Origin of the sequence: Bacillus pacificus (assembly GCF_020861345.1) — a bacterium.
Lineage (GTDB): Bacteria > Bacillota > Bacilli > Bacillales > Bacillaceae_G > Bacillus_A > Bacillus_A pacificus.
On sequence record NZ_CP086328.1, the window covers coordinates 1,175,359 to 1,200,832 of the forward strand.

Below are 25,474 nucleotides of genomic sequence, written 5' to 3' on the forward strand. Positions count from 1 at the left end.
CTTCACTTTTTATTTTACATATATATATATATATATGTAGAAGAAACTCGTCAAAATAAGGAGGAAAAGCCAGTTAACCACGTTACAAGAAAACTTTGTAGAATTGATGCTAGACGGCGTTGTAAGGACGAATCAAGCCTACGCAGATATATTAGGCTGCGACGTACGCACTATTTACAAGATGAAACAAAACGAAAAAATATCCCAGGAGATTGAGAAGCGTGCAGACATCGGTTTAAAAACTTCCCTTAGTAATGCCTACGGCGTTTTAGAAGACATTTTATTTAGTGGTCATTCTAGCAACGGCGAGAAGCTGAAGGCCCTGGACTTGTACTTGAAAACACAGGGTAAGCTAAAGGAGAAGCAGGAGACTACAGCAGAGGTTACAGTAAAGGATAGTAACACAGCAGCAGCAGAGTTAGATAGACTGTTAGGACTATAGGTATATAGATAGGTAGTGTATATGTATGGTATGTATGTACTACCTATTCCATATGGAAACACGCCGTTCGGTATAGCATGGTGCATAGTGCATAGTGTGTGATGGTGCATGGTTGGTGCATTGTGTATGTGTGTATGATGTGTGTATACGACGTTACGACACGATTCGAACAGCGTGTTCCGTTCGTTGCGTTATGGAGTGATAGGTGGAGAGTGAGGGATAGGGCTATATATGGTACTGTCTATAGCATATCATTTAGGCCTGTTTTCATTGATTGAATGAGTAAGGGCCGTATGGACGGGGGCCGGGCTATGTATATATACCCGAACAGGTTCTAAACAATTTTTTTATTATTTTTTATATGTTAGCGTTATCTGACAATTCAATACGTCTGATTCACTTTTCCCTTCCGTTACTAATACGTAAACAAACGTAAACGGGAGGGAATTTTTTTATGCTTAAAATTAAAAATGTTAATAGGGGGTGTACAATTTACTGCACAGACGAATCCTTGATTCAGCAAATAGGAAGACGAGTGAGAATTTTCGGAAATAAGGTGTGGGAAATCTAATTAATTTTATTGAAAAACGAGGAAGTATATGTACAAGATTAAAACCGTAATTAAGATATAGAAGTAGAAGCTAATTAGTAAATATAGATTTAAAAAGCTTGGTACGGACATTAAGTAATAAAAAAATACTACCTAAATAGTTATTACTACTTAGGTAGTGAAATTAATCGCTAGTATGAGAAATTAAGACACATTAAAAGTTAATAATTAAGTTAAATCATATGCTTTATCTATTCCGGCGGAAGCTATTTCATAAATGTTTTTATTAATTCCTTTTTCGACGGTAGTGCGTTTTTCATCCGTTTTATAGCGATGTACAATTTGTTTTAGCACTCTTTCTAATTCATCATCTAGTTCTAAAGTGTTATCATCGTTTAATGTCAAACCGTATAGATTAAGAATATGAAAGGTATTAAAAAGTGCAAGGTATGTAGATGAATGGTGCATTAATTCATGCGAATCATTTTTTTCACTTGCTATCTTGCTTATCGCATCTGAGAGTTCGCCTACTTCTATTTTTGTAAAAGGTAAATTTTGTTCATGTACTAGTAATATACATACTATAGATATTTTGTTCCAAAATACATCGCTGATATATGCTGATAAAAGCTTGGTTAATTCAGTAGTTTGTTCATTCTGAAAAGCTATTTTGGCCTTGTCATCGCTTCTCGTGTTCAAAGTTACTCCTATTTCTTCTAGTTTCATTGTGAAGTCAGAGAATTTTTGTGTATTCATTCCTCGTATAGTAGTTAATTCTGTGCTAATATCTTTCATTTTGTTATCCATATTCTTCATGATAATTTCAAGTTGAACACTTATTTCTTCAATTTTATTACTTGAATTAACTAGGTGGCTAGAGTCTAACTTTTCAGTAATGTCTCTAATCTTTCCAGCAGAGTTTTCTAATTGTTGGGCTGAAGATTTGCTAGTGAAATTATCATAGAATGTATAAACAATTGCAATGATAGCTAAAATGATTGATACGATAGTTCCTCCGAAACTCCAATGGCTTATTAATTCTCCGGAATCTTTATATTTATATGTATAGTGAGAAATAGCACAAACCATAACTATAACAAGCCAGTAGATTAAATCTTTTTTCTGTACCCAATCGTGCAAACCTGTTTCGGTTTTTAGTTGTTCGGTAGGTTTTTCTTTAAGTATGTTACGTGTTATTAGCAATAAAAAAAGAAAGATTATGCCATAAACAAAACTAGGTATATCTAGATATTCAAGCCAAGTCCTCAAAATTTATCCCTCCTGTATGATTCTTCTACTTTATATATCCTAGCAAAAATATGAATAAATGAATATATAATTTTTTTGTTTGAAAACTAATTGTTATTATAGGAAGAAAGTGATAAACTTTTATTAAGTTGACCTATCAATTTGAGGATGGGCACCAATAAATAGAAGCATTTAATGATAGTTATGAAATATACAATGCCTTGATATAGCTATGGTTATACAGTATCTATGTCAAAAGCAAAACCTACGAACTCCGAGTTCATCGCAATGGTTGCGGATAAGCTGAGACTTGAACATAAGGCTAGCTGAGAATAGAAGAAGTAAGGGATTTAAGTTTTTAATAATTCTTGAAATGTATACTTGATAGTAAATTTAAAACCAATGAACTTTTTAATTAAAGACCAATGAATGTTAGAATTCGTTGGTCTTTTTATTGTACATGTTCGAAGTGAAGGTTAAATTGAATCACGGTATATCCGATGAGGGATTTTAGCAAGCAAGTCATCCGTGATATAATAGAAAATAATAAAAAGTCCTGTGAAACAGGACTGTATTATTCTTCGTCTTTATTTTGTTTTTCTAATTCAACTAACTTTTGAATTAAAATGTGCTGCGGCATATGCATAAGTTGTTCAAGTGGAACACCTAATGCTTTTGATAGGCGGACTGCAGTGTCTGGAGAAATTTGTAATGGTCTCATAGAAGTACCTCCTTTTTCGTATAGTATAGCATAAGATTGGGGGAGTGAGGATGACTCTTATATTTGCACATCGTGGTGCAGCGGGAACGTACCCAGAAAATACGATGATTTCATTTGAAGCAGCTGAATCTTTTAAGGCAGATGGAATTGAGCTTGATGTTCAATTAACGAAAGACGGAAAGGTTGTCGTCATTCATGATGAAACAGTGGACCGGACAACAAATGGAAAAGGTGCGGTTCGAAATTATGTATATGAGGATTTATGTAAATTAGATGCGAGCTATAAATTTGGTGATAAAGTAGGTTTTTGTAAAATACCTCTTTTAGAAGAAGTGTTACAATGGATTGAACAAACAGGGTTGTTACTCAATATTGAACTTAAAAATAATAAAATTCCATACAGAGGCTTAGAGGAAGAAGTTATAACGCTTGTACGCAAATTTAATTTAGAAAATCGTGTTATATTTTCTTCATTTAATCACTACAGTATGAAAAGGTGTCATATGATGGCTCCTGATATTCAAACAGCGATTTTATATCGCGAAGGCCTGCATAGCCCATGGGCATATGCAAAAAAGATGGGAGCTACTGCGGTGCATCCGAATTATCGTTACCTTCAAGATGCCATTGCTGAATTAACGATGGAAAGTGATGTAGAAGTTCGGCCCTATACAATTAATGAAGAAACACTTATGCGTAAATATTTTGATATGAACATATCGGCGATTATTACTGATTATCCTGAAACGGCAAGAACGTTATTGCCAATAAAAAAATGAGACCGCTTGTAACGGTCTCATTTTTTATTGATAAGTAGTAGGACTTTCCTATCTTTTAAAGCGCGCTTGTACTTTATTTCGTTTACGGTCTCGGTGTAAGACGAAGCCACCAAAAATATAAAACCCTAGTCCGAAGCAAAGAGCGCCAATTAAAAATTGTAACCAAAGTATAGAGAGTGGAGGAAATAGAATCCCGAATACTGTATCTCTCATTAACTTAATGCCAAGCACAGCTAATGAAATAGGGATGAGTGCTAATAATAGAGCAAGGTAACGCTGCATATAAACGCTCCTTTTCAGATTATTTCGTTTATCCGACTTTAATGGGCAGTAAGATCCCCACCTCAAAATGCAGCGAAAGCAAAGAAGTTAGGTGGGGGATCAACTGCCCATAAAAGTCCGATTGGTTCAACTAATAATCAGTGGGGGATGAAGAAAACCCCCACTGATTAAAGTTTCACTTTATTTCAATAATGTTATATGAAAAGGGGGTTTGTCAAGAGGGGGCTGAACGAGTAAGATAAGGGTGTGAAAAATTTTGCAGAGATACTTCGAGAGGAAGTGTAATATATGAAACAAAAAGTTTTAATTGTTGGTGCAGGTGAAGGTGGTAGTACACTGCTACGTCTGTTACAGAGTTCGAATATATTTCAAATTATAGGGATTATTGATATAAATCCGATAGCAAAAGGGTTACAGATGGCAAAGGAATACGGGATTGCGATTGGAGAGAGTGTGACTCCGTTTCTTTCTATGCACATTGATGTAATGTTTGATATGACAGGTGACGATGATTTACATAAAGATTTATTAAAGAAAAAGCATAAAGATACTCTTCTTATACCAGGTGATATTGCAAAGATTGTTACGAGATTAGCACATGAGAAGGAAGATTTAATTGGAAAGTTAGAAGAGCAAACGCAGCAAGGTGATTTAATTTTAAACTCCACGCATGACGGTATGATAGTGATTGATAAAGAAGGACAAGTTCGCCTATTTAATAAAAGTGCAGAACGTATTATCGGATATAAAAAAGAAGATGCGGTAGGCAAATATATTTTAGAAGTTATTCCGACTAGTAAGCTGCTTCGTATTATACGTACGAAACAAATAGAAGTAAATTATGAACTGACGCTTGAGAATGGAAAGAAAATTATTACAACCCGTATTCCAATATTAAAAGAGGGAGGAGAAGTGCAAGGGGCATTTGCGATTTTTAAAGATATAACAGAGGTTGTAGATCTTGCGGAAGAAGTTACAGATTTAAAGGAGATTCAAACGTTACTTGAGGCGATTATTAACTCGTCTGAGGAAGCCATTTCGGTCGTGGATGAAAAAGGACGAGGGTTAGTAATTAACCCTGCATATACGAAATTAACAGGTTTAACAGAAGAGGACATTATTGGAAAGCCAGCTACAACTGATATTGTAGAAGGTGAAAGTATGCATATGAAAGTACTTCGAACGCGTAGGGCAGTACGAGGAATACATATGAAGATTGGACAAAAAAAGCGAGACGTAATTGTAAACGTAGCACCAGTCATTGTAGATGGAATATTGAAAGGGAGCGTTGGTGTAATTCGTGACGTATCAGAAATTCAAAAGTTAACAAATGAATTGAATCGAGCAAGGCAAATTATTCGAACGTTAGAAGCGAAATATTCATTTGATGACATTGTCGGAAATTCAGATGAAACAACGGCTGCTATTGAGCAGGCAAAACTGGGGGCGAATACACCAGCAACAGTATTGCTACGCGGGGAGTCAGGGACAGGTAAAGAATTGTTTGCACATGCTATCCATAATGGAAGTAATCGAAAATATAATAAGTTCGTTCGTGTAAACTGTGCAGCTATTTCGGAGACCTTGTTAGAAAGTGAATTATTTGGTTATGAGGAAGGGGCGTTTTCTGGCGCGAAAAGAGGCGGAAAACGTGGATTCTTTGAGGAAGCGAATAACGGCAGTATCTTTTTAGATGAAATAGGCGAACTATCTGCCAATACGCAAGCGAAACTCCTTCGCGTTTTGCAAGAGAAAGAAATTGTAAAAGTTGGTGGAACGAAAGCAATCCCTATTAATGTCAGAGTAATTGCAGCGACGCACGTGAATTTAGAAAAAGCCATTTTAGAAGGAGAATTCAGGGAGGATTTATATTATCGATTAAATAAAATTCCAATTCACATTCCATCCCTTCGTCAGCGTAAAGGGGATATACCGGCAATCGCAGACAGATTAATTCAAAAAATTAACCAAGATTATGGCCGAAATATAGAGGGGCTCACTAATTCTGCTATTTCCTATTTACAATCATATGAATGGCCAGGGAATGTGAGGGAACTTGAAAACATTTTGGGGAGAGCTATTATCTTTATGAATTATAACGAGACTTATATTGATGTACAACATTTACCGCCATTACATAACGAAGAGCAGGTGGAGTCAAAGCAAGCTCATTTATTACCTGAGTTAGAAGAAAAGCCACTTGAGCATTTAGTGACGGAGTTTGAAGGGAATATCATTCATGAATATTTAGAGAGGTTTGGTGGAAATAAAACACAAACAGCAAGAGCGTTAGGAATTTCGGTTCGAAATTTATATTACAAGCTAGAAAAGTATGAGTGTGCAAAAAATAGCATGCAATAAATTGCGTACCGTGCAATTTATTGCATGGTATACAAAAAGTGACAAAATAAGACAGAATCTTTTGTTATTTTCCAAAGTATTGATTTTACTGTGTTTTGAATGCGTTTTCATTATTGGTAAGACCACTTTAAAAAGTTGGCACGGTATTTGCTTAATAAAAAGACGAGGGACGACGGAAAGGGTTGATTACAAAATATGAAGTTAGAACACTTAATTGATCAAGCAGCAGGCCAGCCTAAAAAAACTGTGGCTGTAGCAGTAGCTGAAGATCATGAAGTAATTGAAGCTGTAGCGAAAGCAATTACATTACAGCTAGCTCAATTTCGTCTATATGGAAACCAAGAAAAAATAATGGGGATGTTACAAGAACATAATTTACAAACTTCAGAACATATTGAAGTGATTGCAGCACAGTCAAGTGCTGAGGCTGCAGAACTTTCTGTGAAAGCTGTAAGAAACGGCGAAGCAGATGTGCTCATGAAGGGAAACATCCCAACAGCAAATATTTTGAAAGCTGTATTAAATAAAGAGTGGGGACTTCGTAAAGGTAGCGTACTTTCACACGTTGCAGCATTTGAAGTTCCAAATTACGATCGTCTCATTTTTGTTACAGATGCAGCGATGAACATTGCACCTGATGTAACACAGAAAGCTGCTATTATACAGAATACTGTAGAAGTTGCCCGGGCAATAGGAATTGATTTGCCAAAGGTAGCACCAATTGCAGCGGTAGAGGTTGTGAATCCTGCGATGCAAGCGACAATTGATGCAGCGATGTTAACTCAAATGAATCGCCGCGGACAAATTAAAAATTGTGTCGTTGATGGACCACTTGCTTTAGATAATGCAGTATCACAAATTGCAGCAGAACATAAAGGCATAGTAAGTGATGTAGCAGGTAAGGCAGACATTTTACTCGTCCCAACGATTGAAGCTGGAAATGTGCTATATAAATCACTCGTATACTTTGCGGATGCAAAAGTAGGAGCAATGATTGCTGGCGCAAAAGCACCGATTGTTTTAACATCTCGTGCTGATTCAGCAGAAACAAAAGTATATTCATTAGCATTGGCAGTTGCGACTGCTTCAAAATAAACCAAATAGGGTAAAACAATTAGGGGGAAACGACAATGACATTAGAAATCTTCGAATACTTAGAAAAATATGATTATGAGCAAGTAGTATTTTGTCAAGATAAAGAATCTGGTTTAAAAGCAATCATTGCAATTCATGATACAACACTTGGACCAGCTCTTGGTGGAACAAGAATGTGGACATATGATTCTGAAGAAGCGGCGATTGAAGATGCATTGCGTCTTGCAAAAGGGATGACATACAAAAACGCAGCAGCTGGTTTAAACTTAGGTGGTGCGAAAACAGTAATTATCGGTGATCCACGTAAAGATAAGAGCGAAGCAATGTTCCGTGCATTAGGACGTTACATTCAAGGACTAAACGGACGTTACATTACAGCTGAAGATGTTGGTACAACAGTAGATGATATGGATATTATCCACGAAGAAACTGACTTTGTAACAGGTATTTCACCATCATTCGGTTCTTCTGGTAACCCATCTCCAGTAACTGCATACGGTGTGTATCGTGGTATGAAAGCTGCTGCGAAAGAAGCTTTCGGTACTGATAATTTAGAAGGAAAAGTAATTGCTGTTCAAGGTGTTGGTAACGTAGCATATCACCTATGCAAACATTTACACGCTGAAGGAGCAAAACTAATCGTTACAGATATTAATAAAGAAGCTGTACAACGTGCAGTAGAAGAATTCGGTGCAACAGCAGTTGAGCCAAATGAAATTTACGGTGTTGAATGTGATATTTACGCACCATGTGCATTAGGCGCAACAGTTAATGACGAAACTATCCCACAACTTAAAGCAAAAGTAATCGCTGGTTCTGCGAATAACCAATTAAAAGAAGATCGTCACGGCGACATCATTCATGAAATGGGTATCGTATACGCACCAGACTATGTAATTAATGCAGGTGGCGTAATTAACGTAGCAGACGAGTTATATGGATACAATAGAGAACGTGCATTAAAACGCGTTGAGTCAATTTATGACACAATTGCAAAAGTAATCGAAATTTCAAAACGCGATGGCATTGCAACTTATGTAGCAGCTGATCGTCTAGCTGAAGAGCGCATTGCAAGCTTGAAAAACTCTCGTAGCACATACTTACGCAACGGTCACGACATTATTAGCCGTCGCTAATCATTCATATATTACTTTTACAAAAGGTGTGGTTACCTCTTATGAGGTTTCCACCTCCTTTTGAATTTATTAGTGGAGGTAGCAACAGTGTCTTTAAATCGAATTCTTGTTATTAATCCGGGTAGTACATCCACAAAAATCGGTGTTTTTGATAATGAAAGACCCGTTTTAGAAGAAACTATTCGTCATGACGAAGAACAGATTGGAAAATATAAGCGAATTATTGACCAATATGAGTTTCGTAAAGAAACGATCTTAGAAGTTCTACATTCTCACGGTATTAACATTTCAAAGTTAAACGCAGTTTGTGGACGCGGGGGATTACTTCGTCCAATCGAGGGCGGAACATACACAGTAAACGATGCGATGTTAGAAGATTTGAAAAATGGATTTAGCGGTCATCACGCTTCAAACCTTGGGGGCATTTTAGCATATGAAATTGCTTCTGGATTAAATATTCCGGCATTCATTGTAGACCCTGTCGTTGTAGATGAAATGGAGCCGGTTGCTCGTATAAGTGGTATCGCTGGTATGGAACGTAAAAGTATTTTCCATGCATTAAATCAAAAAGCAGTCGCTCGCAAAGTGGCTGAAGAATTAAACCACAAATATGAGGATTTAAATTTATTAGTTACACATATGGGCGGCGGTATTACAGTTGGTGCTCATAAAAAAGGAAAAGTTATCGATGTGAATAATGGTTTAAATGGAGAAGGACCATTTAGCCCAGAGCGTGCGGGTACAGTACCAGTAGGACAACTAGTTGAAATGTGTTTCTCTGGTGAGTATTACCGAGACGAAATGGTTAAAAAACTTGTCGGACAAGGTGGACTTGTAAGTCTTATTGGTACAAATGATGCGATTAAAGTAGAACAAATGGTTGAAAAAGGTGATCCTGAAGCAACTCTTATTTATAAAGCAATGGCGTATCAAGTTGCAAAAGAAATTGGTGGAGCTAGCGCTGTACTTCACGGGAAAATCGATGCAATTGTATTAACTGGTGGACTTGCTTACAGTAAAATTCTTGTTGATGAAATAAAAGAACGAGTAGACTGGATTGCAGATGTTATCGTACATCCAGGAGAAGATGAATTACAAGCATTAGCAGAAGGGGCACTTCGTGTACTACGTGAAGAAGAAGCTCCAAAAGAATATATTGTACGTGAAAAAGAAACGGTAGCTAGGGGTTGAGATAATGGCAAAAGAATATGATTTAGTCATCGTTGGCGGCGGTACTGGTGGATATGTTGCTGCTATTCGTGCATCACAACTAGGTTTAAAAACGGCACTTGTTGAAAAAGAAAATCTTGGTGGTACTTGTTTACACAAAGGATGTATTCCTAGTAAAGCCCTTTTACGTAGTGCGGAAGTATACGCAACTGCTAAGAAAAGTGAAGAGTTCGGGGTTATTGCAAGTAATGTAGAACTAAACTTTGCAAAAGTACAAGAGCGTAAAGAGAAGATTGTAACGCAACTTCATAAAGGTGTTCAGCACTTAATGAAACAAGGTAAAATTGATGTGTTTGAAGGTATTGGCCGTATTCTTGGTCCATCTATTTTCTCTCCGATGCCAGGGACAATTTCAGTTGAACTTGCAAGTGGAGAAGAGAATGAAATGTTAATTCCAAAAAATGTACTTATTGCAACAGGTTCTCGTCCAAATTCATTACCAGGTTTAGAATTAGACGGAGAGTACGTAATGTCTTCCGATCATGCCCTAAAAATGGAAACGCTTCCTAGTTCAATTATTATCGTTGGTGGCGGTGTAATTGGTATTGAGTGGGCATCTATGCTTGCTGACTTCGGTGTAGAAGTTACAGTATTAGAGTATGCGAAAACGATACTACCACTAGAAGATCAAGACGTTTCAAAAGAAATGCAACGTCTATTCAAGAAAAAAGGTATTAAAGTGGTAACTGGTGCAAAAGTATTACCAGAAACATTGGTAAAAGATAATGGAGTAACAATTCAAGCTGAACATAACGGTGAGAATAAAGAATTTAAAGCAGAAAAAATGCTTGTATCTGTAGGAAGACAAGCCAATACGCAAAATATTGGTTTAGAGAATACGGATATCGTTGTGGAAAAAGGATACATTCAAACAAATGAGTTTTATCAAACGAAAGAATCTCATATTTACGCAATCGGTGATGTAATCGGTGGCTTACAGCTTGCTCACGTTGCTTCTCATGAAGGAATAGCTGCAGTAGAACATATTGCTGGTAAAGAAGTTACACCAATTGATTATTCTATGGTATCAAAATGCGTATATAGCAGTCCGGAAGTTGCTTCTGTCGGTTTAACAGAACAAGAAGCGAAAGAAAAAGGCTATAAGTTAAAAGTAGGTAAGTTCTCATTCCGTGCAATCGGGAAAGCGCTTGTATACGGCGAATCAGATGGTTTCGTAAAACTTGTAGTTGATGAAGAAACAAATGACATTCTTGGTGTTCATATGATTGGACCACATGTAACAGATATGATTTCTGAAGCAGGTCTTGCAAGAGTACTTGATGCAACACCTTGGGAAGTAGCACATACAATTCATCCGCATCCATCATTATCTGAGGCGATTGGTGAAGCAGCGTTAGCTGTAGATGGAAAAGCGTTACACGCATAAAAATGTGGATTTAGGAGGTTATGAAAAATGGCAGAAGTAAAAGAAAAGCGCCATGAAGAGCTTGGCTTAAGTGATGAGCAAGTATTAGAAATGTTCCGTACGATGTTACTTGCACGTAAAATCGACGAACGTATGTGGTTATTAAACCGTGCTGGTAAAATTCCATTCGTAATTTCTTGTCAAGGACAAGAGGCAGCACAAGTTGGAGCAGCATTCGCTCTTGATAGAGAGAAAGATTATGCATTACCATACTACCGTGATATGGGTGTTGTATTAGCGTTTGGTATGACAGCGAAAGAACTGATGCTATCTGGTTTCGCGAAAGCTGGAGATCCAAACTCTGGTGGTCGTCAAATGCCTGGTCACTTCGGCCAAAAGAAAAATCGTATTGTGACAGGTTCATCTCCAGTAACAACGCAAGTACCACATGCAGTTGGTATTGCATTAGCTGGAAAAATGGAAAAGAAAGATTTAGTAACGTTTGTTACATTCGGTGAAGGTTCTTCTAACCAAGGTGATTTCCATGAAGGTGCAAACTTTGCTGGCGTACACAAGTTACCTGTTATTTTCATGTGTGAAAATAATAAATACGCAATCTCTATTCCAGTTGAAAAACAATTAGCTTGTAAAAATGTATCAGATCGTGCAATTGGATACGGTATGCCTGGATATACAGTAGACGGAAACGATCCGCTTGCAGTATATAAAGCTGTAAAAGAAGCAGCAGACCGTGGCCGACGCGGTGAAGGCCCAACTTTAATTGAAACAGTATCATATCGTTTAACAGCACATTCAAGTGACGATGATGATCGTGTTTATCGTGATAAAGAAGAAGTAGAAGAAGCAAAGAAAAACGATTCAATTATAACATTTGCTGCTTATTTAAAAGAGGTTGGCGTGTTAACTGAGGAATCTGAAAAACAAATGCTAGACGAAATTATGCATATCGTAAACGAAGCAACAGAATATGCAGAAAATGCTCCGTATGCAGCACCTGAAGATGCATTGAAGCACGTATACGCAGAATAGGGGGGAACGTTTCATGGCTGTAATGTCTTATATTGATGCTATTACATTAGCAATGCGCGAGGAAATGGAACGCGATGAGAAAGTATTCGTTTTAGGTGAAGATGTTGGTAAAAAAGGTGGCGTGTTTAAAGCGACACACGGATTATATGATCAATTTGGTGAAGATCGTGCGCTAGATACACCACTTGCAGAATCTGCAATCGCTGGGGTCGCAATTGGTGCAGCAATGTATGGAATGCGTCCAATCGCTGAAATGCAGTTTGCGGATTTCATCATGCCAGCAGTAAACCAAATTGTTTCTGAGGCAGCAAAAATTCGTTACCGTTCTAATAATGATTGGACTTGTCCAATTACAGTTCGTGCGCCATTTGGTGGCGGTGTTCACGGTGCATTGTATCATTCACAATCTGTAGAAGCGATGTTTGCAAACCAACCTGGTTTAAAAATCGTTATCCCTTCTACACCATATGATGCAAAAGGCTTACTAAAAGCTGCAATTCGTGATGAAGATCCAGTATTATTCTTTGAGCATAAGCGTGCATATCGCTTAATTAAAGGTGAAGTGCCAGAAGATGATTACGTATTACCAATCGGAAAAGCAGATGTAAAACGTGAAGGTGATGATATTACTGTTATCACATACGGATTATGTGTTCATTTTGCTCTTCAAGCGGCTGAAAAGTTAGCACAAGATGGCATCTCTGCACACATTCTTGATTTACGTACTGTATATCCATTAGATAAAGAAGCAATCATTGAAGCAGCTTCTAAAACAGGTAAAGTTCTTCTTGTAACAGAAGACAATAAAGAAGGAAGTATTATGAGTGAAGTGGCAGCAATTATTGCTGAAAACTGTCTGTTTGATTTAGATGCACCAATCGCACGTCTTGCAGGGCCAGACGTTCCAGCGATGCCATATGCACCAACAATGGAAAAATTCTTTATGGTAAATCCAGATAAAGTTGAAAAAGCAATGCGTGAACTTGCGGAATTTTAATCGGGGGGACTATACATGGCTGTAGAAAATATTACAATGCCTCAGCTCGGGGAGAGCGTTACAGAGGGTACAATTAGTAAATGGCTCGTGAATGTTGGCGATCACGTAAACAAATATGATCCGCTTGCAGAAGTAATGACTGATAAAGTAAACGCTGAAGTACCATCTTCTTTCACTGGTATTGTGAAAGAGTTAATCGCTAGTGAAGGTGATACGTTAGCTGTAGGTGAAGTAGTTTGTGTAATTCAAGTAGAAGGCGCAGATGAAGTAGCGGCAACAGCTGTTGAGGAAAAAACAAAAGAAGAACCAAAGGCAGAAGTAGCTACGCCTGAAAAAGCACCGAGAGCAAAACAACCAACTGATGGAAAACCTCGTTTTTCACCAGCTGTGTTAAAACTTGCGGGTGAGCATAACGTTGATTTAGATCAAGTAGAAGGTACGGGGGCAAACGGCCGTATCACTCGTAAAGATATTTTAAAGCTAGTGGAATCTGGAAATATTCCGCAAGCAGGTGCGGCGAAGAAAGAGGAAGCGGTAGCAGCAGTAGTAGAAGCGCGTCCAGAAGCACCAAAAGCAGCGCCAGTAGCGCAAAAAGTAGAATCTGCGAAACCAGTTTCTGTACCAACAATGCCTGGCGATATCGAAATTCCAGTAACAGGTGTGCGTAAAGCAATCGCAGCGAACATGTTACGTAGTAAACACGAAGCGCCACACGCTTGGATGATGATTGAAGTAGATGTGACAAACCTTGTGTCATACCGTAATTCAATTAAAGGTGATTTCAAAAAGCGTGAAGGCTTTAACTTAACGTTCTTTGCTTTCTTCGTAAAAGCAGTAGCACAAGCGTTAAAAGAATACCCTCAAATTAATTCAATGTGGGCTGGCGATAAAATCGTTCAGAAGAAAGATATTAACCTTTCTATCGCTGTTGCAACAGAGGACGAACTATTTGTACCAGTAATTAAACATGCGGACGAGAAGACAATTAAAGGCATTGCTCGTGAAATTACAGAACTTGCAGGAAAAGTACGTACGAAATCGTTAAAAGCGGACGAAATGCAAGGCGGAACATTTACAATTAATAACACAGGATCATTCGGTTCTGTTCAATCTATGGGTATTATTAATTACCCACAAGCGGCTATTTTACAAGTTGAATCAATTGTAAAACGCCCAGTAATTATGGATAATGGCATGTTTGGTGCTCGTGACATGGTTAACTTATGTTTATCACTTGATCACCGTGTACTAGATGGCTTAATTTGTGGTAAGTTCTTAGGACGTGTAAAAGAAATTTTAGAAAATACGTCAGAAAATAATACATCTGTATATTAAATAAAAAGCTCGCTTATGCGAGCTTTTTATCATCCTATTTCTTCATCTACATCCTACTATATGTATAATACCTTTCCCAGTAATCTTACAATGAACGATTATGTATTAGGAATTTATGAAAATACATTGCTGATATATGGTATATGGATATAAAATAAGAAAAGAATAATTTTTTTGGCAAATCTTACTGATGAAACTGTAGTATAATATATTGTATTGTATGAAAAAGAGAGTTATTCTATATAAGTGTTTTATAGATAATGTGTAATCAGTCGTCAAAACATGAAGAATGTTGACTCCTGGTTTTTTATTTTGCTGTAACAATGTTTCAGGAGGATGTCATGAAAAGAAGTACCGAGTTTCTAAAAAGTTTAGATGTAAAATTAATATTAATTTTGTTAGCATTATGTGTTACGAGTATAGCTGCTATATATAGCAGTCAGCAAACTGGCCAATATGGAGAGTCAAACTTTGCAATGAAACAGGGTTTGAACTACATAATTGGGGTTGTATTGTTATTGCTTGTTGCAAGCATTGACTTAGATCAATTACAAAAATTGTCTTGGCCACTTTATATCGTTGGATTTGCTTCACTTATTCTTTTGAAAATACTACCGGTTTCCACTTTCACACCTGAAAAATTAGGTGCAAAAAGATGGTTTGTATTTCCGTTAGTTGGACAAATTCAACCATCTGAGTTTTTCAAAATTTCATTGCTTCTCGTGGTAGCAAGTATAGCAGTGAAACATAATGCGCAGTATATGGCAAGGACATTCCAAACGGACTTAAAATTAGTAGGTAAAATTGTACTAGTATCCCTCCCGCCTATTGCTGTTGTATATAGCCAACCGGATACAGGGATGGTGTTCTTATATGCTGCTGCCATTGCATGTATTTTATTCATGTCAGGTATTCAGAAGAAATTGATAGCGTTATGTACAGTTATTCCAGTCACTATACTATCTACGTTAATATTTATTTACGTAAGGTATGAGGATTTCTTCTTTAATAAGTTAGTTACGCTACTAAAACCGCACCAACAATCACGTATTTTAGGTTGGTTAGATCCATTTGAACATACAGATCAAGGTTATCAAACACAGCAATCAATTTTAGCTGTAGGTAGTGGCGGTATGGAAGGGAAAGGGTTTGGCGAAGGGAACGTTTATATCCCTGAGAAGCATACAGACTTTATTTTCGCTACAATTGCCGAAGAAGGTGGATTTATCGTAGCAGCGTTAGTTGTATTCTTGTTCCTATTACTACTATATAGAACAATTATTATCGGTTATTCTGCTGATAATTTATTCGGTACATTATTATGTGCTGGATCGATTGGGATATTAACGGTTCAAATATTCCAAAACATCGGTATGATCGTTGGATTAATGCCTGTAAAAGGGATTGCATTACCTTTCTTATCTTATGGGGGAAGTTCCTTATTCTCAAATATGATTATGATGGGGCTCATATTATCGGTACGGAAAACGTATAAAAAATATATGTTTTCAGTTAAGTAAAAAAAGCTGGTTCGTTTTTAAACGAACCAGCTTTTTTTACATATATACGCATAAACGTTGCAAACTAAAACGGACTAGCAGTTTGGGATGTAAGGAGTGCAAAGTGATGCATATGCATATTTTTGAGGGAGCACGGCATCTTTCTAATAGTGAATGGGTTATTCGGGCTATCATAGCATACATATTTTTAATATTAGTTGCGAAAGCAATGGGACAAAGATCCATCGCGCAACTTCGTTTTTTAGATGTTGTATTAGTGTTATTGCTTGGTGGGAATATTTCTAACGCATTGTCTGATGAAAAAGTAGGATTAATGGGCTCGATGATTACAACGTTTATACTCGTTGTACTTCATATTATAAGTTCAGTTTTAATGTTGAAATGGGATAGATGGAGACGCTTTTTAGAGCCAGCACCTATCATTCTTATACACAACGGCTCCATTGATTTTAGCAATTTGAAAAAAGCGAGAATTACGGTGGAATATTTATTTTCAGAACTTCGTATGCGAAATGTGAGCGATATTCAAACGATCAAATTAGCATTATGGGAAGCGAACGGTGTCGTTTCTATATTTCGGTATCCAGAATATGAGGCAGCTTCCCGGCTTGATCTAAAAGTGGCGGGAAAAAAATCTCCAGTTTCTTTTGTATTAGTAAAGGATGGGAGCATTCAACAAGATGTTCTTGCTTTATTAGGGAAAACAGAAGAATGGGCGAGAGAATTTCTAGAGAAAAACGCAGAAGTTGAATCCATTTTGTTAGCTACAGTAGATGAAACACATAAAATAAATATTTTGTTAAAAAAATGAAAAATATACGCATTTTGTCGTTTCATACATATGATACAATAGTGTGGACAACGAAAAAGGAGGGATACGATGGGATATGTAGAAGAATTACGGAAAATAGTTGGTCATCGCCCTTTAATTTTAGTTGGTGCTGTTGTACTCGTTATAAATGAAAATAGATATGTATTATTACAACAAAGAACAGAGCCTTACGGAAAATGGGGGCTGCCTGGCGGATTAATGGAGCTTAGTGAATCCCCAGAAGAAACTGCTTTTCGTGAAGTATACGAAGAAACAGGAATAAGGGTGAAGAACCTACGATTAATCAATGTGTTTTCTGGAGCGAACTATTTTACAAAATTAGCAAACGGTGATGAATTTCAATCTGTAACGACTGCTTATTATACGGACGAATACGATGGAGATTTTGTTATGAACAAAGAAGAAGCGGTTCAGCTTAAATTCTTCCCACTAACAGAACTACCTGACTATATTGTTGGGTCGCATAAAAAAATGATTAGTGAATATATGAAGATTATGGAAAAAAAGATATAATAATAGTGAAAGAAATACAAAAACACAGTTCTGGTTGGTAGTCCAGACGCATGATTTCATGTCAGTAACCTTCCCCTCCGGGATGTCCCGTATTTCTAATTTTTTTAGGGGGGGCTGTCAATGGATTTGACAGTATATCACGATGGCCAATTTTTTGTTGGAATCATTACATGTAAAGAAAAAGGGAAGTTGTATGGAGCGAGGTATATTTTTGGAACGGAACCTTCAGACGAAGAAGTGCTTATATTTGTGAACGGTTCAATGTTAGCGTATTTTCAGCACTTTGCAAAATGTGGCGTGGAAGTGAAAGAAAAACAGCGTCCCAAAAATATAAAACGGATCATACGACAAGCAGCAAAAGAAGTAAATGTAAACCGCTTTACTAAGGCACAAGAGGCAATTAGCTTATCTTATGAACTGCATAAACAAGAAAAGAAAGTGCAATCTAAGGAGAAGCGAGAGGCTGAAAAACAAAGAAGACGTTTAATCAAAGTACAAAAAGCAAAGCAAAAACATCGTGGTCATTAAGAAAAGGTGTTAGAGCAAGAGCTCTAACACCTTTTCTATGCTGAAATACAAGTAAACTTACTTGTATTTCATAAACATTAACTGGTAAGATACAAATAGGTAGTTTTAGAGGAGGGAAAAGATTGATTAATTTTAACTTTTTTATGAATGATGTTGTCCGCCAAGCGCGTGAAGAGATTGTCTCTGCTGGATATACAGAATTGACGACGCCAGAAGCAGTAGACGAAGCGTTTAAAAGAAATGGAACAACACTTGTAATGGTAAACTCTGTATGTGGTTGTGCAGGCGGTATTGCTCGTCCTGCTGCTGCGCATTCTGTACATTATGATAAACGTCCTAACCACCTTGTAACGGTGTTTGCAGGTCAAGATAAAGAAGCGACAGCAAGAGCTCGTGAATATTTCGAAGGGTACCCACCATCTTCTCCATCATTTGCTTTATTAAAAGATGGAAAAATTGTAACGATGGTAGAGCGTCATGAAATTGAAGGTCATGAACCGATGCAAGTTATTGCAAAACTACAATCGTATTTCGAAGAGAATTGCGAAGAACTATAATCAGTGGAGGTGGTTCATCCCAACGGATTATAAGTCCTTATAAAAATAAATGAAAAGGCGGTACGTCCACATTCAAGTGGATGTACCGCCTTTTTTTATTTCGTATTAAAATTTGTGGGATATGCATAGTTTTGTTATTTTATGCATCTTTTTATACATAAATAACGGTGTTTTAACTTGTTTTATATTTATTTTTATTTTATATATTGCATAAAAATAAAAGTACTGATACAATACAAACATCGAATAAATATTCTATTAAACTTTTAAATATACATTATTAGGGGGAAGAAAGATGAAGAAGTTATTATCAATATCGTTTGCACTTATTTTAATTGTAAGTATGTTCAGTGCTTGTAGTAATGGGGAAGAAAAGGCTACTGGAAAAAATAAAAAAGTACTGGTTATGGGGACTTCAGCAGATTATAAACCATATGAATACGTAGAAGCTTCAAAGAGTGATGAAATTATCGGCTTTGATGTTGATGTTGCTAAATATATCGGAAAAGAACTTGGTTATGAAGTGAAAGTGAAAGATATGGATTTTGGTGGTTTACTAGCATCTCTTAGCTCAGGAAAAGTTGATTTCGTAATGGCAGGTATGACGCCAACTGCAGAGCGTAAAAATAATGTTGATTTCACAGATATTTACTTTGTTGCGAAAAACATGGTCGTTTCTAAAAAGGACTCTAACATTCAATCTGTAGAGGATTTAAAAGGGAAAAAAGTAGGGGTACAAACAGGGTCTATTCAAGAAGAGAAAGCAGCAGAATTTAAAAAACAAGTAGATTTCAAAGTTGAGGGACGTGACCGTATACCAGAAATCGTACAAGAAATTAAAGCTGGTCGTTTTGACGCTGCAATTATAGAAGACACAGTTGCTAAAAATTATTTAGAGAAAATGAAAGATTTACAAGGAATTGAAATTAAAGAAGCGCCAGAAGAAGTTGGAGCAGCAATTGCCCTTCCGAAAAACAGTGACAAAACAGCTGAATTTAATAAAGTAATTAAAAAAATGCAAGAAAATGGAGAAATGGATAAATTAGTGAAGAAATGGTTTGGCAGCGAAAAATAAGCTGCCTTTCACTTTTCTGTGAGGGGAATGAAAAGAATGAACTTAGATTTTTCGGCGATTACGCCTTCGATACCGTATATATTAAAAGGTCTAGAAGTTACTTTGAAAATTGTAGCAGTATCAGCTTTAGCAGGGTTTCTTTTAGGGACGTTATTAGCGCTTTGCAAAATTGCTAGAATACGAGCATTAAATATAGCGGCAGATCTTTATACATCAATTTTCCGTGGTACACCACTTGTATTGCAATTAATGATTATTTATTTCGGTGTCCCGCAAATAATTGGTTATGAAATACCGGCATTCTTAGCAGCTGTACTTGCATTTAGCTTAAATTCAGGTGCATATATGTCAGAAGTAATCCGTGCGGGCATTCAAGCGGTTGATAAAGGACAAACAGAAGCGGCGATGGCTTTAGGAATTCCATACGGAAAAATGATGCGAAATATCATTTTTCCTCAAGCTTTAAAAAATATATTACCGGCACTTGTAAACGAGTTTGCGACACTTACGAAAGAATCGGCTGTAGTAACAGTAATAGGCGCAACGGATTTAATGCGCCGTGCTTACATCGTAGGCGGGGAGACATTTAAATATCTTGAACCATTACTTTTTGTTGGACTCATTTATTATATGTTAGTCATTATTCTTACATTAGTCGGGAAGGCAATTGAAGGGAGAATGAAGAAAAGTGATTAAAATTGAAAACCTTCATAAATCATTTGGAAAAAACGAAGTATTAAAAGGAATTACAACAACGATTGAAAAAGGGGAAGTAGTAGCAATTATTGGACCGTCTGGATCAGGGAAATCAACATTTTTACGTTGTATGAATGTGTTAGAAGCACCGACAAATGGTCACATTTGGATTGGAACGGAAGAAGTAACGAATCCGAAAACGAATATTATGCACGTCCGTGAAAATGTCGGAATGGTATTTCAGCATTTCCACCTATTTCCTCATATGACTGTATTAGAAAATATTACGTATGCTCCTATCAATGTAAAAGGAGTAACGAAACAAGAAGCTGAAAAGAAAGCCGAAAAACTTTTAGAAAAGGTCGGCTTATTAGATAAAAAAGATACGTATCCGAATCGTCTTTCTGGCGGACAAAAGCAACGTGTAGCAATTGCAAGAGCGTTAGCAATGGAACCAGAAGTAATCTTATTTGATGAACCGACATCAGCACTAGATCCAGAGATGGTAAAAGAAGTGCTAGAAGTTATGAAATCATTAGTTACGACAGGAATGACAATGGCAATTGTTACACATGAAATGGGATTTGCAAAAGAAGTAGCAGATCGCGTTCTCTTTTTAGATGGTGGAAAACTTGTAGAAGATAGTGCGCCAGCAGAATTTTTTGCAGCACCGAAAAGTGAGCGTGCGCAACAATTTTTACAAAAGATATTGTAATATGTAACGGTTACGTGAATAATAAGTAGAAAAGGATGACATTGTGTCATCCTTTTTTTATACTGATTGTAAATACGTTTATACATATAGGAGCAATGCTATGTTCAAAATTGGATACCGTACAGTAAAAACAGCAATAGGGACAGGCGCAGCCGTTTTTATTGCTCAGTTATTAGGATTAGAATTTTATAGTTCAGCGGGTATTTTAGTTATATTATGTGTACAAAATACGAAACGTAAATCACTTCAAGTATCGTTACATCGTTTTTTAGCTTGTGTATTATCAATGGTGTTCGCATTTTGTATTTTTGAGACAATTGGATATACACCACTAGCAATTAGCGTATTATTACTTACATTTATTCCGACTGCAGTTATGCTTAAAATTCAAGAAGGTATTGTCACGAGTTCAGTTATTGTGATGCATCTATATTCATTGAAACAAATTACATGGCTTATTGTTGGAAATGAAATTGCGATATTAACGATAGGGATTAGCGTGGCTCTCTTAGTGAATATGTATATGCCAAGTAGTGAAAATAAACTAAAAGAGTATCAAGATAAAATAGAAAGTAATTTTAAAACGATTTTGTTTGAAATGGTTGTGTATTTACGAAATCGAGAAAGTAGTTGGAGCGGGGCAGAACTTATTGAAACTGAACAGATGCTAAATGAAGCTAGAGATTTATCGTTTAAGAAACTTGAGAATGCATTTATGCGAGAAGATGACTATTACTATCGTTATTTTAATATGCGCATGCAACAATTCGAAATTTTAGAGCGAATGATTCCGTTAGCAGCTTCTTTATCGTGGACATATGAACAAGCTGACATGATTGCCGATGTGGTTGAAAACATTAGTAATGCTATTAGCCCTCAGAGTACCGGGGTTATTTCTTTAAGACAGCTTCAAGAAATGAGAGAATTATTTAGAGAGATGCCATTGCCGGCTACACGTGAAGAATTTGAGATACGTGCGAAACTTGTTCAACTTGTATACGAAATGGAACAATATTTACTCATTAAAAGTCGTTTTAAGGGAAAGGATAATATAAAAGAACTTATATAGAAGGTAGGAATTATTTATGCCGTATCTTCTCTCTTTCCTATTATGTCTTTCTTTATCGCCTATTTGGCCCCTTGGTGATAATCCACGTGCCGGTGATCCTTTTATTATTGTAAATAAAGCGACGAATAAACTAGCTTATATTGACGATGGGAAGATTCAAAAGGTTTTTCCAGTCGCGACAGGAAAAACAAATGAATTAACCCCAGAGGGAACTTTTGATATTGTAATGAAAGCAAAGGATCCGTATTATATTGCAAAGGATATTCCAGGGGGATCACCGAAAAATCCACTTGGATCTAGGTGGATGGGATTTAATGCACGAGGAACTGATGGGAGTAAATATGGAATACATGGAACAAACCAACCGAGTTCAATTGGAAAGTATATTTCACAAGGGTGTATAAGAATGAAGAAAAATGATGTGGAGTATTTATTTGATCGTATTCCAATTGGAACGAAGGTGTGGATTGTAAAATCGAAAAAATCATTTCAGCAATTGGCAAAAGAAAAAGGAGCCATTGCATATGAAAAAGCCAACGAAAAAGTTGGTTTTTTCTATTGTAATAAGTTGTCTTGACATGTGTACATAACCATGCGTTAATGAGAGTATAGAAAGATTAAATTAGATAAAGGAGTTGCTCATATGTACTTGAATCCAAAACTTTCGTATATGCAGTTTTTTATGGGATTTCTATTTATTATTACATTCATATTGGCAACTTTTAATATATGTTCTTATCTTGTAGCGATTGTATGTATGGCATTACTTAATCTTACTTTTGTTATTGGGGCATTTCAGCAGAAACAATATACAAGTTTTGTGATAGCACTTGTAATGTCATTTTCCTTTAGCATTGTAGCGATTGTGCTTTACATAAAATAAACCATCTCGATTTCGAGATGGTTTATTTTATTATGTGTAAAAAGTAAAAAAAGGACGAACAGATCGTCCTTTTTACCAAAACATACTTGCGCCAGCAAGTAATGTTGTTACAAGCATAGAAATTAGCATTACATAAATCATAACTTTTTGAGCTTTTTTATGCATCGTTAAACCTCCTTGCAAATCAGTACAATATCATTGTAACGAGAAATGATATTGTGGACAAGGGGGAGAGAAATGACAAAATTCGAGAAGTGTGTGTAAAGTATAACAGGAAATTTGTATGTACGTAGAGAATATATAAGAATGATAGGGTATAAGTTTTTTGTTATGCAAGCTGAAGAATGGAGATACGATGATGAAAATATATGAAACAAATCGTTTACATTTAAGGGAAATTGATGAGTCGTATGCTGAAAAAGTTCTTCAATATTACGACAGAAATCGTGAATTTTTAAAAGCCTGGGAAGAGTATAGACCGGATGATTTTTTTACGTTAGATTATCAAAAGAAAAAGTTACAAAAGGATAGAAAAGAGATCGCAGAAGGTAAAATCATCAGGCTTTGGATTTTTAAAAAAGGTGATGATACGAAAATAATTGGATGTATTTCATTTAATTTAATTGTTCGTGGAATTTACCAATCTTGTGTACTCGGCTATAAATTAGATAAGGAAGAGTTAAACAAAGGTTATACGACAGAAGCGCTTAGAAAAGCGATTCAAGTTGCTTTTGAGGAATTTCAATTACATCGTATAGAAGCACCGATTATGCCACGAAATTTAGCATCTATACAAGTCGTGACGAAGATAGGTTTTCAGTATGAGGGCGTGTCTAGGAAGATGTTAATGGTTAATGGAGTGTGGGAAGATCATATGCGCTGGGTATTGTTAAATGAGTAATAGAAAGCAGATGGTTATCTAGACATATAAACCGTCTGTTTTTTGTCTTGTATTTCGAAACTTTTGCGAAATTCTGTTATAATTAATAGTGTTACATACATAATGGTAGTGCAGGAGGCGCAGTCTTATGATTAATCAAGAACGTTTAGTAAATGAATTTATGGAGTTAGTACAAGTAGATTCTGAAACGAAATTTGAAGCAGAAATTTGCAAAGTATTAACAAAGAAATTTACAGATTTAGGTGTAGAAGTATTTGAAGATGACACAATGGCTGTTACTGGGCATGGTGCAGGTAACTTAATTTGTACATTACCAGCAACAAAAGATGGTGTTGATACAATTTACTTTACTTCTCATATGGATACAGTAGTTCCTGGTAATGGAATTAAGCCTTCTATTAAAGATGGATATATCGTATCAGATGGTACTACGATTTTAGGTGCAGATGATAAAGCAGGATTAGCATCCATGTTCGAAGCAATCCGTGTTTTAAAAGAGAAAAATATCCCTCATGGTACAATTGAATTTATTATTACAGTTGGAGAAGAATCTGGTCTTGTTGGTGCAAAAGCATTAGATCGTGAGCGCATTACTGCGAAATACGGTTATGCATTAGATAGCGATGGAAAAGTTGGTGAAATCGTTGTTGCAGCTCCAACACAAGCGAAAGTGAATGCGATTATTCGCGGGAAAACAGCTCATGCTGGTGTAGCACCAGAAAAAGGTGTATCTGCAATTACTATCGCAGCGAAAGCAATTGCGAAAATGCCACTTGGCCGTATTGATTCTGAAACAACTGCAAATATTGGACGTTTTGAAGGTGGTACACAAACGAATATCGTTTGCGATCACGTACAAATCTTTGCAGAAGCGCGTTCTTTAATCAATGAAAAAATGGAAGCGCAAGTTGCGAAAATGAAAGAAGCATTTGAAACAACTGCAAAAGAAATGGGCGGTCATGCAGACGTTGAAGTAAACGTTATGTATCCAGGATTTAAATTTGCTGATGGCGATCACGTTGTAGAAGTTGCAAAACGTGCAGCTGAAAAAATTGGTCGTACACCTTCTCTTCACCAAAGTGGTGGCGGAAGTGATGCAAACGTAATTGCAGGACACGGCATTCCAACAGTTAACTTAGCAGTTGGTTATGAAGAAATTCATACAACAAATGAAAAGATTCCTGTTGAAGAATTAGCGAAAACAGCAGAATTAGTTGTTGCAATTATTGAAGAAGTAGCGAAGTAATGTAATAGAAAAAGCGTGTAAATCACAACTGATTTACACGCTTTTTATTTTGATTCGATTGCTTTTACAAGGCGGATAAGCCAATACAAGAAAATCCATGGCAGTATGTAAGTTGTTACTACATGGACTAGGCGAGGGAGAAAACCAGCTATGTTAATATCAAAAATAGGAAGAAGTAAATAATTGATTGCGACGATTAGTATAATTACGAGAAACGTATAATTGAGTTTATCAGTCGATTTCATAATAATCACCCCTGATTACAAATATATCCACTTTGTTTAAATTATAGCAATAAATATGATAGAAAAGAACAAGTAATTATTATAATTATTGTGCAAAATTTG

The 25,474-nt window shown here is 36.4% G+C and carries 28 protein-coding genes and 1 pseudogene; 24 read left to right on the plus strand and 5 right to left on the minus strand.

The features are described from left to right. Positions 1–106 precede the first annotated feature (106 nt). Positions 107–442, plus strand: a complete 336-nt coding sequence (locus tag LMD38_RS06210; protein ID WP_061129463.1) for a phBC6A51 family helix-turn-helix protein — start codon at positions 107–109, stop codon at positions 440–442. Positions 443–1,220: 778 nt separating this feature from the next. Here the strand turns inward: LMD38_RS06210 and LMD38_RS06215 are convergent. Continuing rightward, a complete protein-coding gene (locus LMD38_RS06215; protein ID WP_061129464.1) occupies positions 1,221–2,261 on the minus strand; it encodes a hypothetical protein in 1,041 nt (346 codons plus the stop codon). Between the two features lie 210 nt (positions 2,262–2,471). Here LMD38_RS06215 and LMD38_RS06220 point away from each other — a divergent pair. Continuing rightward, positions 2,472–2,570, plus strand: a pseudogene (locus LMD38_RS06220) (sporulation initiation factor Spo0A C-terminal domain-containing protein); the annotation flags it as partial. Positions 2,571–2,814: 244 nt separating this feature from the next. Here the strand turns inward: LMD38_RS06220 and LMD38_RS06225 are convergent. Beyond that, the gene (locus LMD38_RS06225; protein WP_001247671.1) at positions 2,815–2,961 is read right to left on the minus strand and encodes a YycC family protein; all 147 of its coding nucleotides are present in this window, start codon (positions 2,959–2,961) and stop codon (positions 2,815–2,817) included. A gap of 50 nt (positions 2,962–3,011) precedes the next feature. On the opposite strand from LMD38_RS06225, the gene LMD38_RS06230 reads away from it, so the two are divergent. Then, positions 3,012–3,740, plus strand: a complete 729-nt coding sequence (locus LMD38_RS06230; protein ID WP_000172557.1) for a glycerophosphodiester phosphodiesterase — start codon at positions 3,012–3,014, stop codon at positions 3,738–3,740. Positions 3,741–3,788: 48 nt separating this feature from the next. Here the strand turns inward: LMD38_RS06230 and LMD38_RS06235 are convergent, their stop codons facing one another. Further along, entirely contained in the window at positions 3,789–4,022 is a 234-nt protein-coding gene (locus LMD38_RS06235; RefSeq protein WP_001190192.1) for a DUF2627 domain-containing protein, read from the minus strand. A 288-nt stretch (positions 4,023–4,310) separates the two neighbouring features. On the opposite strand from LMD38_RS06235, the gene LMD38_RS06240 reads away from it, so the two are divergent. The 19 genes from LMD38_RS06240 (at position 4,311) to LMD38_RS06330 (ending at position 22,980) form a co-directional block, all read left to right on the plus strand. Beyond that, positions 4,311–6,383, plus strand: coding sequence for a sigma-54 interaction domain-containing protein (locus LMD38_RS06240; RefSeq protein WP_016718456.1), 2,073 nt, complete (start codon positions 4,311–4,313; stop codon positions 6,381–6,383). Between the two features lie 195 nt (positions 6,384–6,578). Continuing rightward, positions 6,579–7,478, plus strand: coding sequence for a phosphate butyryltransferase (gene yqiS, locus LMD38_RS06245; protein WP_000763072.1), 900 nt, complete (start codon positions 6,579–6,581; stop codon positions 7,476–7,478). Between the two features lie 35 nt (positions 7,479–7,513). Then, positions 7,514–8,614: a leucine dehydrogenase gene (locus LMD38_RS06250; protein WP_000171362.1), complete on the plus strand. Its 1,101-nt coding sequence runs from the start codon at positions 7,514–7,516 to the stop codon at positions 8,612–8,614. 87 nt (positions 8,615–8,701) lie between these two features. Then, positions 8,702–9,805 (plus strand): butyrate kinase, encoded by a 1,104-nt coding sequence (gene buk / locus LMD38_RS06255; protein ID WP_000056191.1) that lies wholly within the window; start codon positions 8,702–8,704, stop codon positions 9,803–9,805. A 4-nt stretch (positions 9,806–9,809) separates the two neighbouring features. Beyond that, positions 9,810–11,231, plus strand: a complete 1,422-nt coding sequence (gene lpdA, locus LMD38_RS06260) for a dihydrolipoyl dehydrogenase (protein ID WP_001051288.1) — start codon at positions 9,810–9,812, stop codon at positions 11,229–11,231. Between the two features lie 27 nt (positions 11,232–11,258). After that, positions 11,259–12,260, plus strand: a complete 1,002-nt coding sequence (gene bfmBAA, locus LMD38_RS06265) for a 3-methyl-2-oxobutanoate dehydrogenase subunit alpha (protein WP_000852554.1) — start codon at positions 11,259–11,261, stop codon at positions 12,258–12,260. Positions 12,261–12,273: 13 nt separating this feature from the next. Continuing rightward, entirely contained in the window at positions 12,274–13,257 is a 984-nt protein-coding gene (bfmBAB, locus tag LMD38_RS06270) for a 3-methyl-2-oxobutanoate dehydrogenase subunit beta (RefSeq protein ID WP_000290076.1), read from the plus strand. 15 nt (positions 13,258–13,272) lie between these two features. Continuing rightward, a complete protein-coding gene (locus tag LMD38_RS06275; RefSeq protein ID WP_061184054.1) occupies positions 13,273–14,592 on the plus strand; it encodes a dihydrolipoamide acetyltransferase family protein in 1,320 nt (439 codons plus the stop codon). A 341-nt stretch (positions 14,593–14,933) separates the two neighbouring features. Next, positions 14,934–16,112, plus strand: a complete 1,179-nt coding sequence (locus LMD38_RS06280) for an FtsW/RodA/SpoVE family cell cycle protein (RefSeq protein ID WP_000831204.1) — start codon at positions 14,934–14,936, stop codon at positions 16,110–16,112. Between the two features lie 106 nt (positions 16,113–16,218). Continuing rightward, entirely contained in the window at positions 16,219–16,923 is a 705-nt protein-coding gene (locus tag LMD38_RS06285; RefSeq protein WP_061183940.1) for a DUF421 domain-containing protein, read from the plus strand. Positions 16,924–16,992: 69 nt separating this feature from the next. Continuing rightward, positions 16,993–17,457 carry an NUDIX hydrolase gene (locus LMD38_RS06290; protein ID WP_011040653.1) on the plus strand — a complete coding sequence of 155 codons (465 nt, stop codon included), beginning with the start codon at positions 16,993–16,995 and terminating at the stop codon, positions 17,455–17,457. Positions 17,458–17,577: 120 nt separating this feature from the next. Beyond that, the gene (locus tag LMD38_RS06295; RefSeq protein ID WP_000366594.1) at positions 17,578–17,985 is read left to right on the plus strand and encodes a YjdF family protein; all 408 of its coding nucleotides are present in this window, start codon (positions 17,578–17,580) and stop codon (positions 17,983–17,985) included. Positions 17,986–18,128: 143 nt separating this feature from the next. Then, a complete protein-coding gene (locus LMD38_RS06300; RefSeq protein WP_001998211.1) occupies positions 18,129–18,542 on the plus strand; it encodes a BrxA/BrxB family bacilliredoxin in 414 nt (137 codons plus the stop codon). Between the two features lie 295 nt (positions 18,543–18,837). After that, positions 18,838–19,617, plus strand: a complete 780-nt coding sequence (locus tag LMD38_RS06305; protein ID WP_048550733.1) for a transporter substrate-binding domain-containing protein — start codon at positions 18,838–18,840, stop codon at positions 19,615–19,617. Positions 19,618–19,653: 36 nt separating this feature from the next. After that, positions 19,654–20,313: an amino acid ABC transporter permease gene (locus tag LMD38_RS06310; protein WP_001046921.1), complete on the plus strand. Its 660-nt coding sequence runs from the start codon at positions 19,654–19,656 to the stop codon at positions 20,311–20,313. Further along, positions 20,306–21,028 carry an amino acid ABC transporter ATP-binding protein gene (locus LMD38_RS06315; protein WP_062821983.1) on the plus strand — a complete coding sequence of 241 codons (723 nt, stop codon included), beginning with the start codon at positions 20,306–20,308 and terminating at the stop codon, positions 21,026–21,028. The genes LMD38_RS06310 and LMD38_RS06315 overlap by 8 nt, the downstream gene beginning before the upstream one ends. A gap of 100 nt (positions 21,029–21,128) precedes the next feature. After that, entirely contained in the window at positions 21,129–22,097 is a 969-nt protein-coding gene (locus LMD38_RS06320; protein WP_000472684.1) for an aromatic acid exporter family protein, read from the plus strand. A 16-nt stretch (positions 22,098–22,113) separates the two neighbouring features. Further along, positions 22,114–22,674: a L,D-transpeptidase gene (locus LMD38_RS06325; protein ID WP_001146556.1), complete on the plus strand. Its 561-nt coding sequence runs from the start codon at positions 22,114–22,116 to the stop codon at positions 22,672–22,674. A gap of 66 nt (positions 22,675–22,740) precedes the next feature. After that, positions 22,741–22,980 (plus strand): DUF3894 domain-containing protein, encoded by a 240-nt coding sequence (locus LMD38_RS06330; protein ID WP_000281165.1) that lies wholly within the window; start codon positions 22,741–22,743, stop codon positions 22,978–22,980. 72 nt (positions 22,981–23,052) lie between these two features. Here LMD38_RS06330 and prli42 read toward each other — a convergent pair whose 3' ends face one another. Beyond that, entirely contained in the window at positions 23,053–23,145 is a 93-nt protein-coding gene (gene prli42 / locus LMD38_RS06335; RefSeq protein WP_000549038.1) for a stressosome-associated protein Prli42, read from the minus strand. 190 nt (positions 23,146–23,335) lie between these two features. Between prli42 and LMD38_RS06340 the strand changes: the two genes are divergently transcribed. Then, positions 23,336–23,881: a GNAT family N-acetyltransferase gene (locus LMD38_RS06340; RefSeq protein ID WP_001993297.1), complete on the plus strand. Its 546-nt coding sequence runs from the start codon at positions 23,336–23,338 to the stop codon at positions 23,879–23,881. A gap of 127 nt (positions 23,882–24,008) precedes the next feature. Continuing rightward, on the plus strand, positions 24,009–25,127 hold the full coding sequence (locus tag LMD38_RS06345) for a tripeptidase T (protein ID WP_000609808.1): 1,119 nt from the start codon (positions 24,009–24,011) through the stop codon (positions 25,125–25,127). Between the two features lie 44 nt (positions 25,128–25,171). Here the strand turns inward: LMD38_RS06345 and LMD38_RS06350 are convergent, their stop codons facing one another. Further along, the gene (locus LMD38_RS06350) at positions 25,172–25,372 is read right to left on the minus strand and encodes a hypothetical protein (protein WP_016718452.1); all 201 of its coding nucleotides are present in this window, start codon (positions 25,370–25,372) and stop codon (positions 25,172–25,174) included. Positions 25,373–25,474: the final 102 nt, after the last annotated feature.

Bases quoted from the DNA above. Each gene is read 5' to 3' on its own strand.
- LMD38_RS06240 (WP_016718456.1), top strand. From the start codon at position 4,311: ATGAAACAAAAAGTTTTAATTGTTGGTGCAGGTGAAGGTGGTAGTACA.
- bfmBAA (WP_000852554.1), top strand. From the start codon at position 11,259: ATGGCAGAAGTAAAAGAAAAGCGCCATGAAGAGCTTGGCTTAAGTGAT.
- prli42 (WP_000549038.1), bottom strand. From the start codon at position 23,145: ATGCATAAAAAAGCTCAAAAAGTTATGATTTATGTAATGCTAATTTCT.
- LMD38_RS06325 (WP_001146556.1), top strand. From the start codon at position 22,114: ATGCCGTATCTTCTCTCTTTCCTATTATGTCTTTCTTTATCGCCTATT.
- LMD38_RS06320 (WP_000472684.1), top strand. From the start codon at position 21,129: ATGTTCAAAATTGGATACCGTACAGTAAAAACAGCAATAGGGACAGGC.
- LMD38_RS06350 (WP_016718452.1), bottom strand. From the start codon at position 25,372: ATGAAATCGACTGATAAACTCAATTATACGTTTCTCGTAATTATACTA.
- LMD38_RS06235 (WP_001190192.1), bottom strand. From the start codon at position 4,022: ATGCAGCGTTACCTTGCTCTATTATTAGCACTCATCCCTATTTCATTA.
- LMD38_RS06230 (WP_000172557.1), top strand. From the start codon at position 3,012: ATGACTCTTATATTTGCACATCGTGGTGCAGCGGGAACGTACCCAGAA.
- bfmBAB (WP_000290076.1), top strand. From the start codon at position 12,274: ATGGCTGTAATGTCTTATATTGATGCTATTACATTAGCAATGCGCGAG.
- LMD38_RS06305 (WP_048550733.1), top strand. From the start codon at position 18,838: ATGAAGAAGTTATTATCAATATCGTTTGCACTTATTTTAATTGTAAGT.
- LMD38_RS06300 (WP_001998211.1), top strand. From the start codon at position 18,129: ATGAATGATGTTGTCCGCCAAGCGCGTGAAGAGATTGTCTCTGCTGGA.
- LMD38_RS06285 (WP_061183940.1), top strand. From the start codon at position 16,219: ATGCATATGCATATTTTTGAGGGAGCACGGCATCTTTCTAATAGTGAA.
- LMD38_RS06340 (WP_001993297.1), top strand. From the start codon at position 23,336: ATGATGAAAATATATGAAACAAATCGTTTACATTTAAGGGAAATTGAT.
- LMD38_RS06290 (WP_011040653.1), top strand. From the start codon at position 16,993: ATGGGATATGTAGAAGAATTACGGAAAATAGTTGGTCATCGCCCTTTA.
- LMD38_RS06295 (WP_000366594.1), top strand. From the start codon at position 17,578: ATGGATTTGACAGTATATCACGATGGCCAATTTTTTGTTGGAATCATT.
- LMD38_RS06310 (WP_001046921.1), top strand. From the start codon at position 19,654: ATGAACTTAGATTTTTCGGCGATTACGCCTTCGATACCGTATATATTA.
- LMD38_RS06280 (WP_000831204.1), top strand. From the start codon at position 14,934: ATGAAAAGAAGTACCGAGTTTCTAAAAAGTTTAGATGTAAAATTAATA.
- LMD38_RS06250 (WP_000171362.1), top strand. From the start codon at position 7,514: ATGACATTAGAAATCTTCGAATACTTAGAAAAATATGATTATGAGCAA.
- yqiS (WP_000763072.1), top strand. From the start codon at position 6,579: ATGAAGTTAGAACACTTAATTGATCAAGCAGCAGGCCAGCCTAAAAAA.
- LMD38_RS06275 (WP_061184054.1), top strand. From the start codon at position 13,273: ATGGCTGTAGAAAATATTACAATGCCTCAGCTCGGGGAGAGCGTTACA.
- LMD38_RS06225 (WP_001247671.1), bottom strand. From the start codon at position 2,961: ATGAGACCATTACAAATTTCTCCAGACACTGCAGTCCGCCTATCAAAA.
- LMD38_RS06330 (WP_000281165.1), top strand. From the start codon at position 22,741: ATGTACTTGAATCCAAAACTTTCGTATATGCAGTTTTTTATGGGATTT.
- LMD38_RS06345 (WP_000609808.1), top strand. From the start codon at position 24,009: ATGATTAATCAAGAACGTTTAGTAAATGAATTTATGGAGTTAGTACAA.
- lpdA (WP_001051288.1), top strand. From the start codon at position 9,810: ATGGCAAAAGAATATGATTTAGTCATCGTTGGCGGCGGTACTGGTGGA.
- LMD38_RS06210 (WP_061129463.1), top strand. From the start codon at position 107: ATGCTAGACGGCGTTGTAAGGACGAATCAAGCCTACGCAGATATATTA.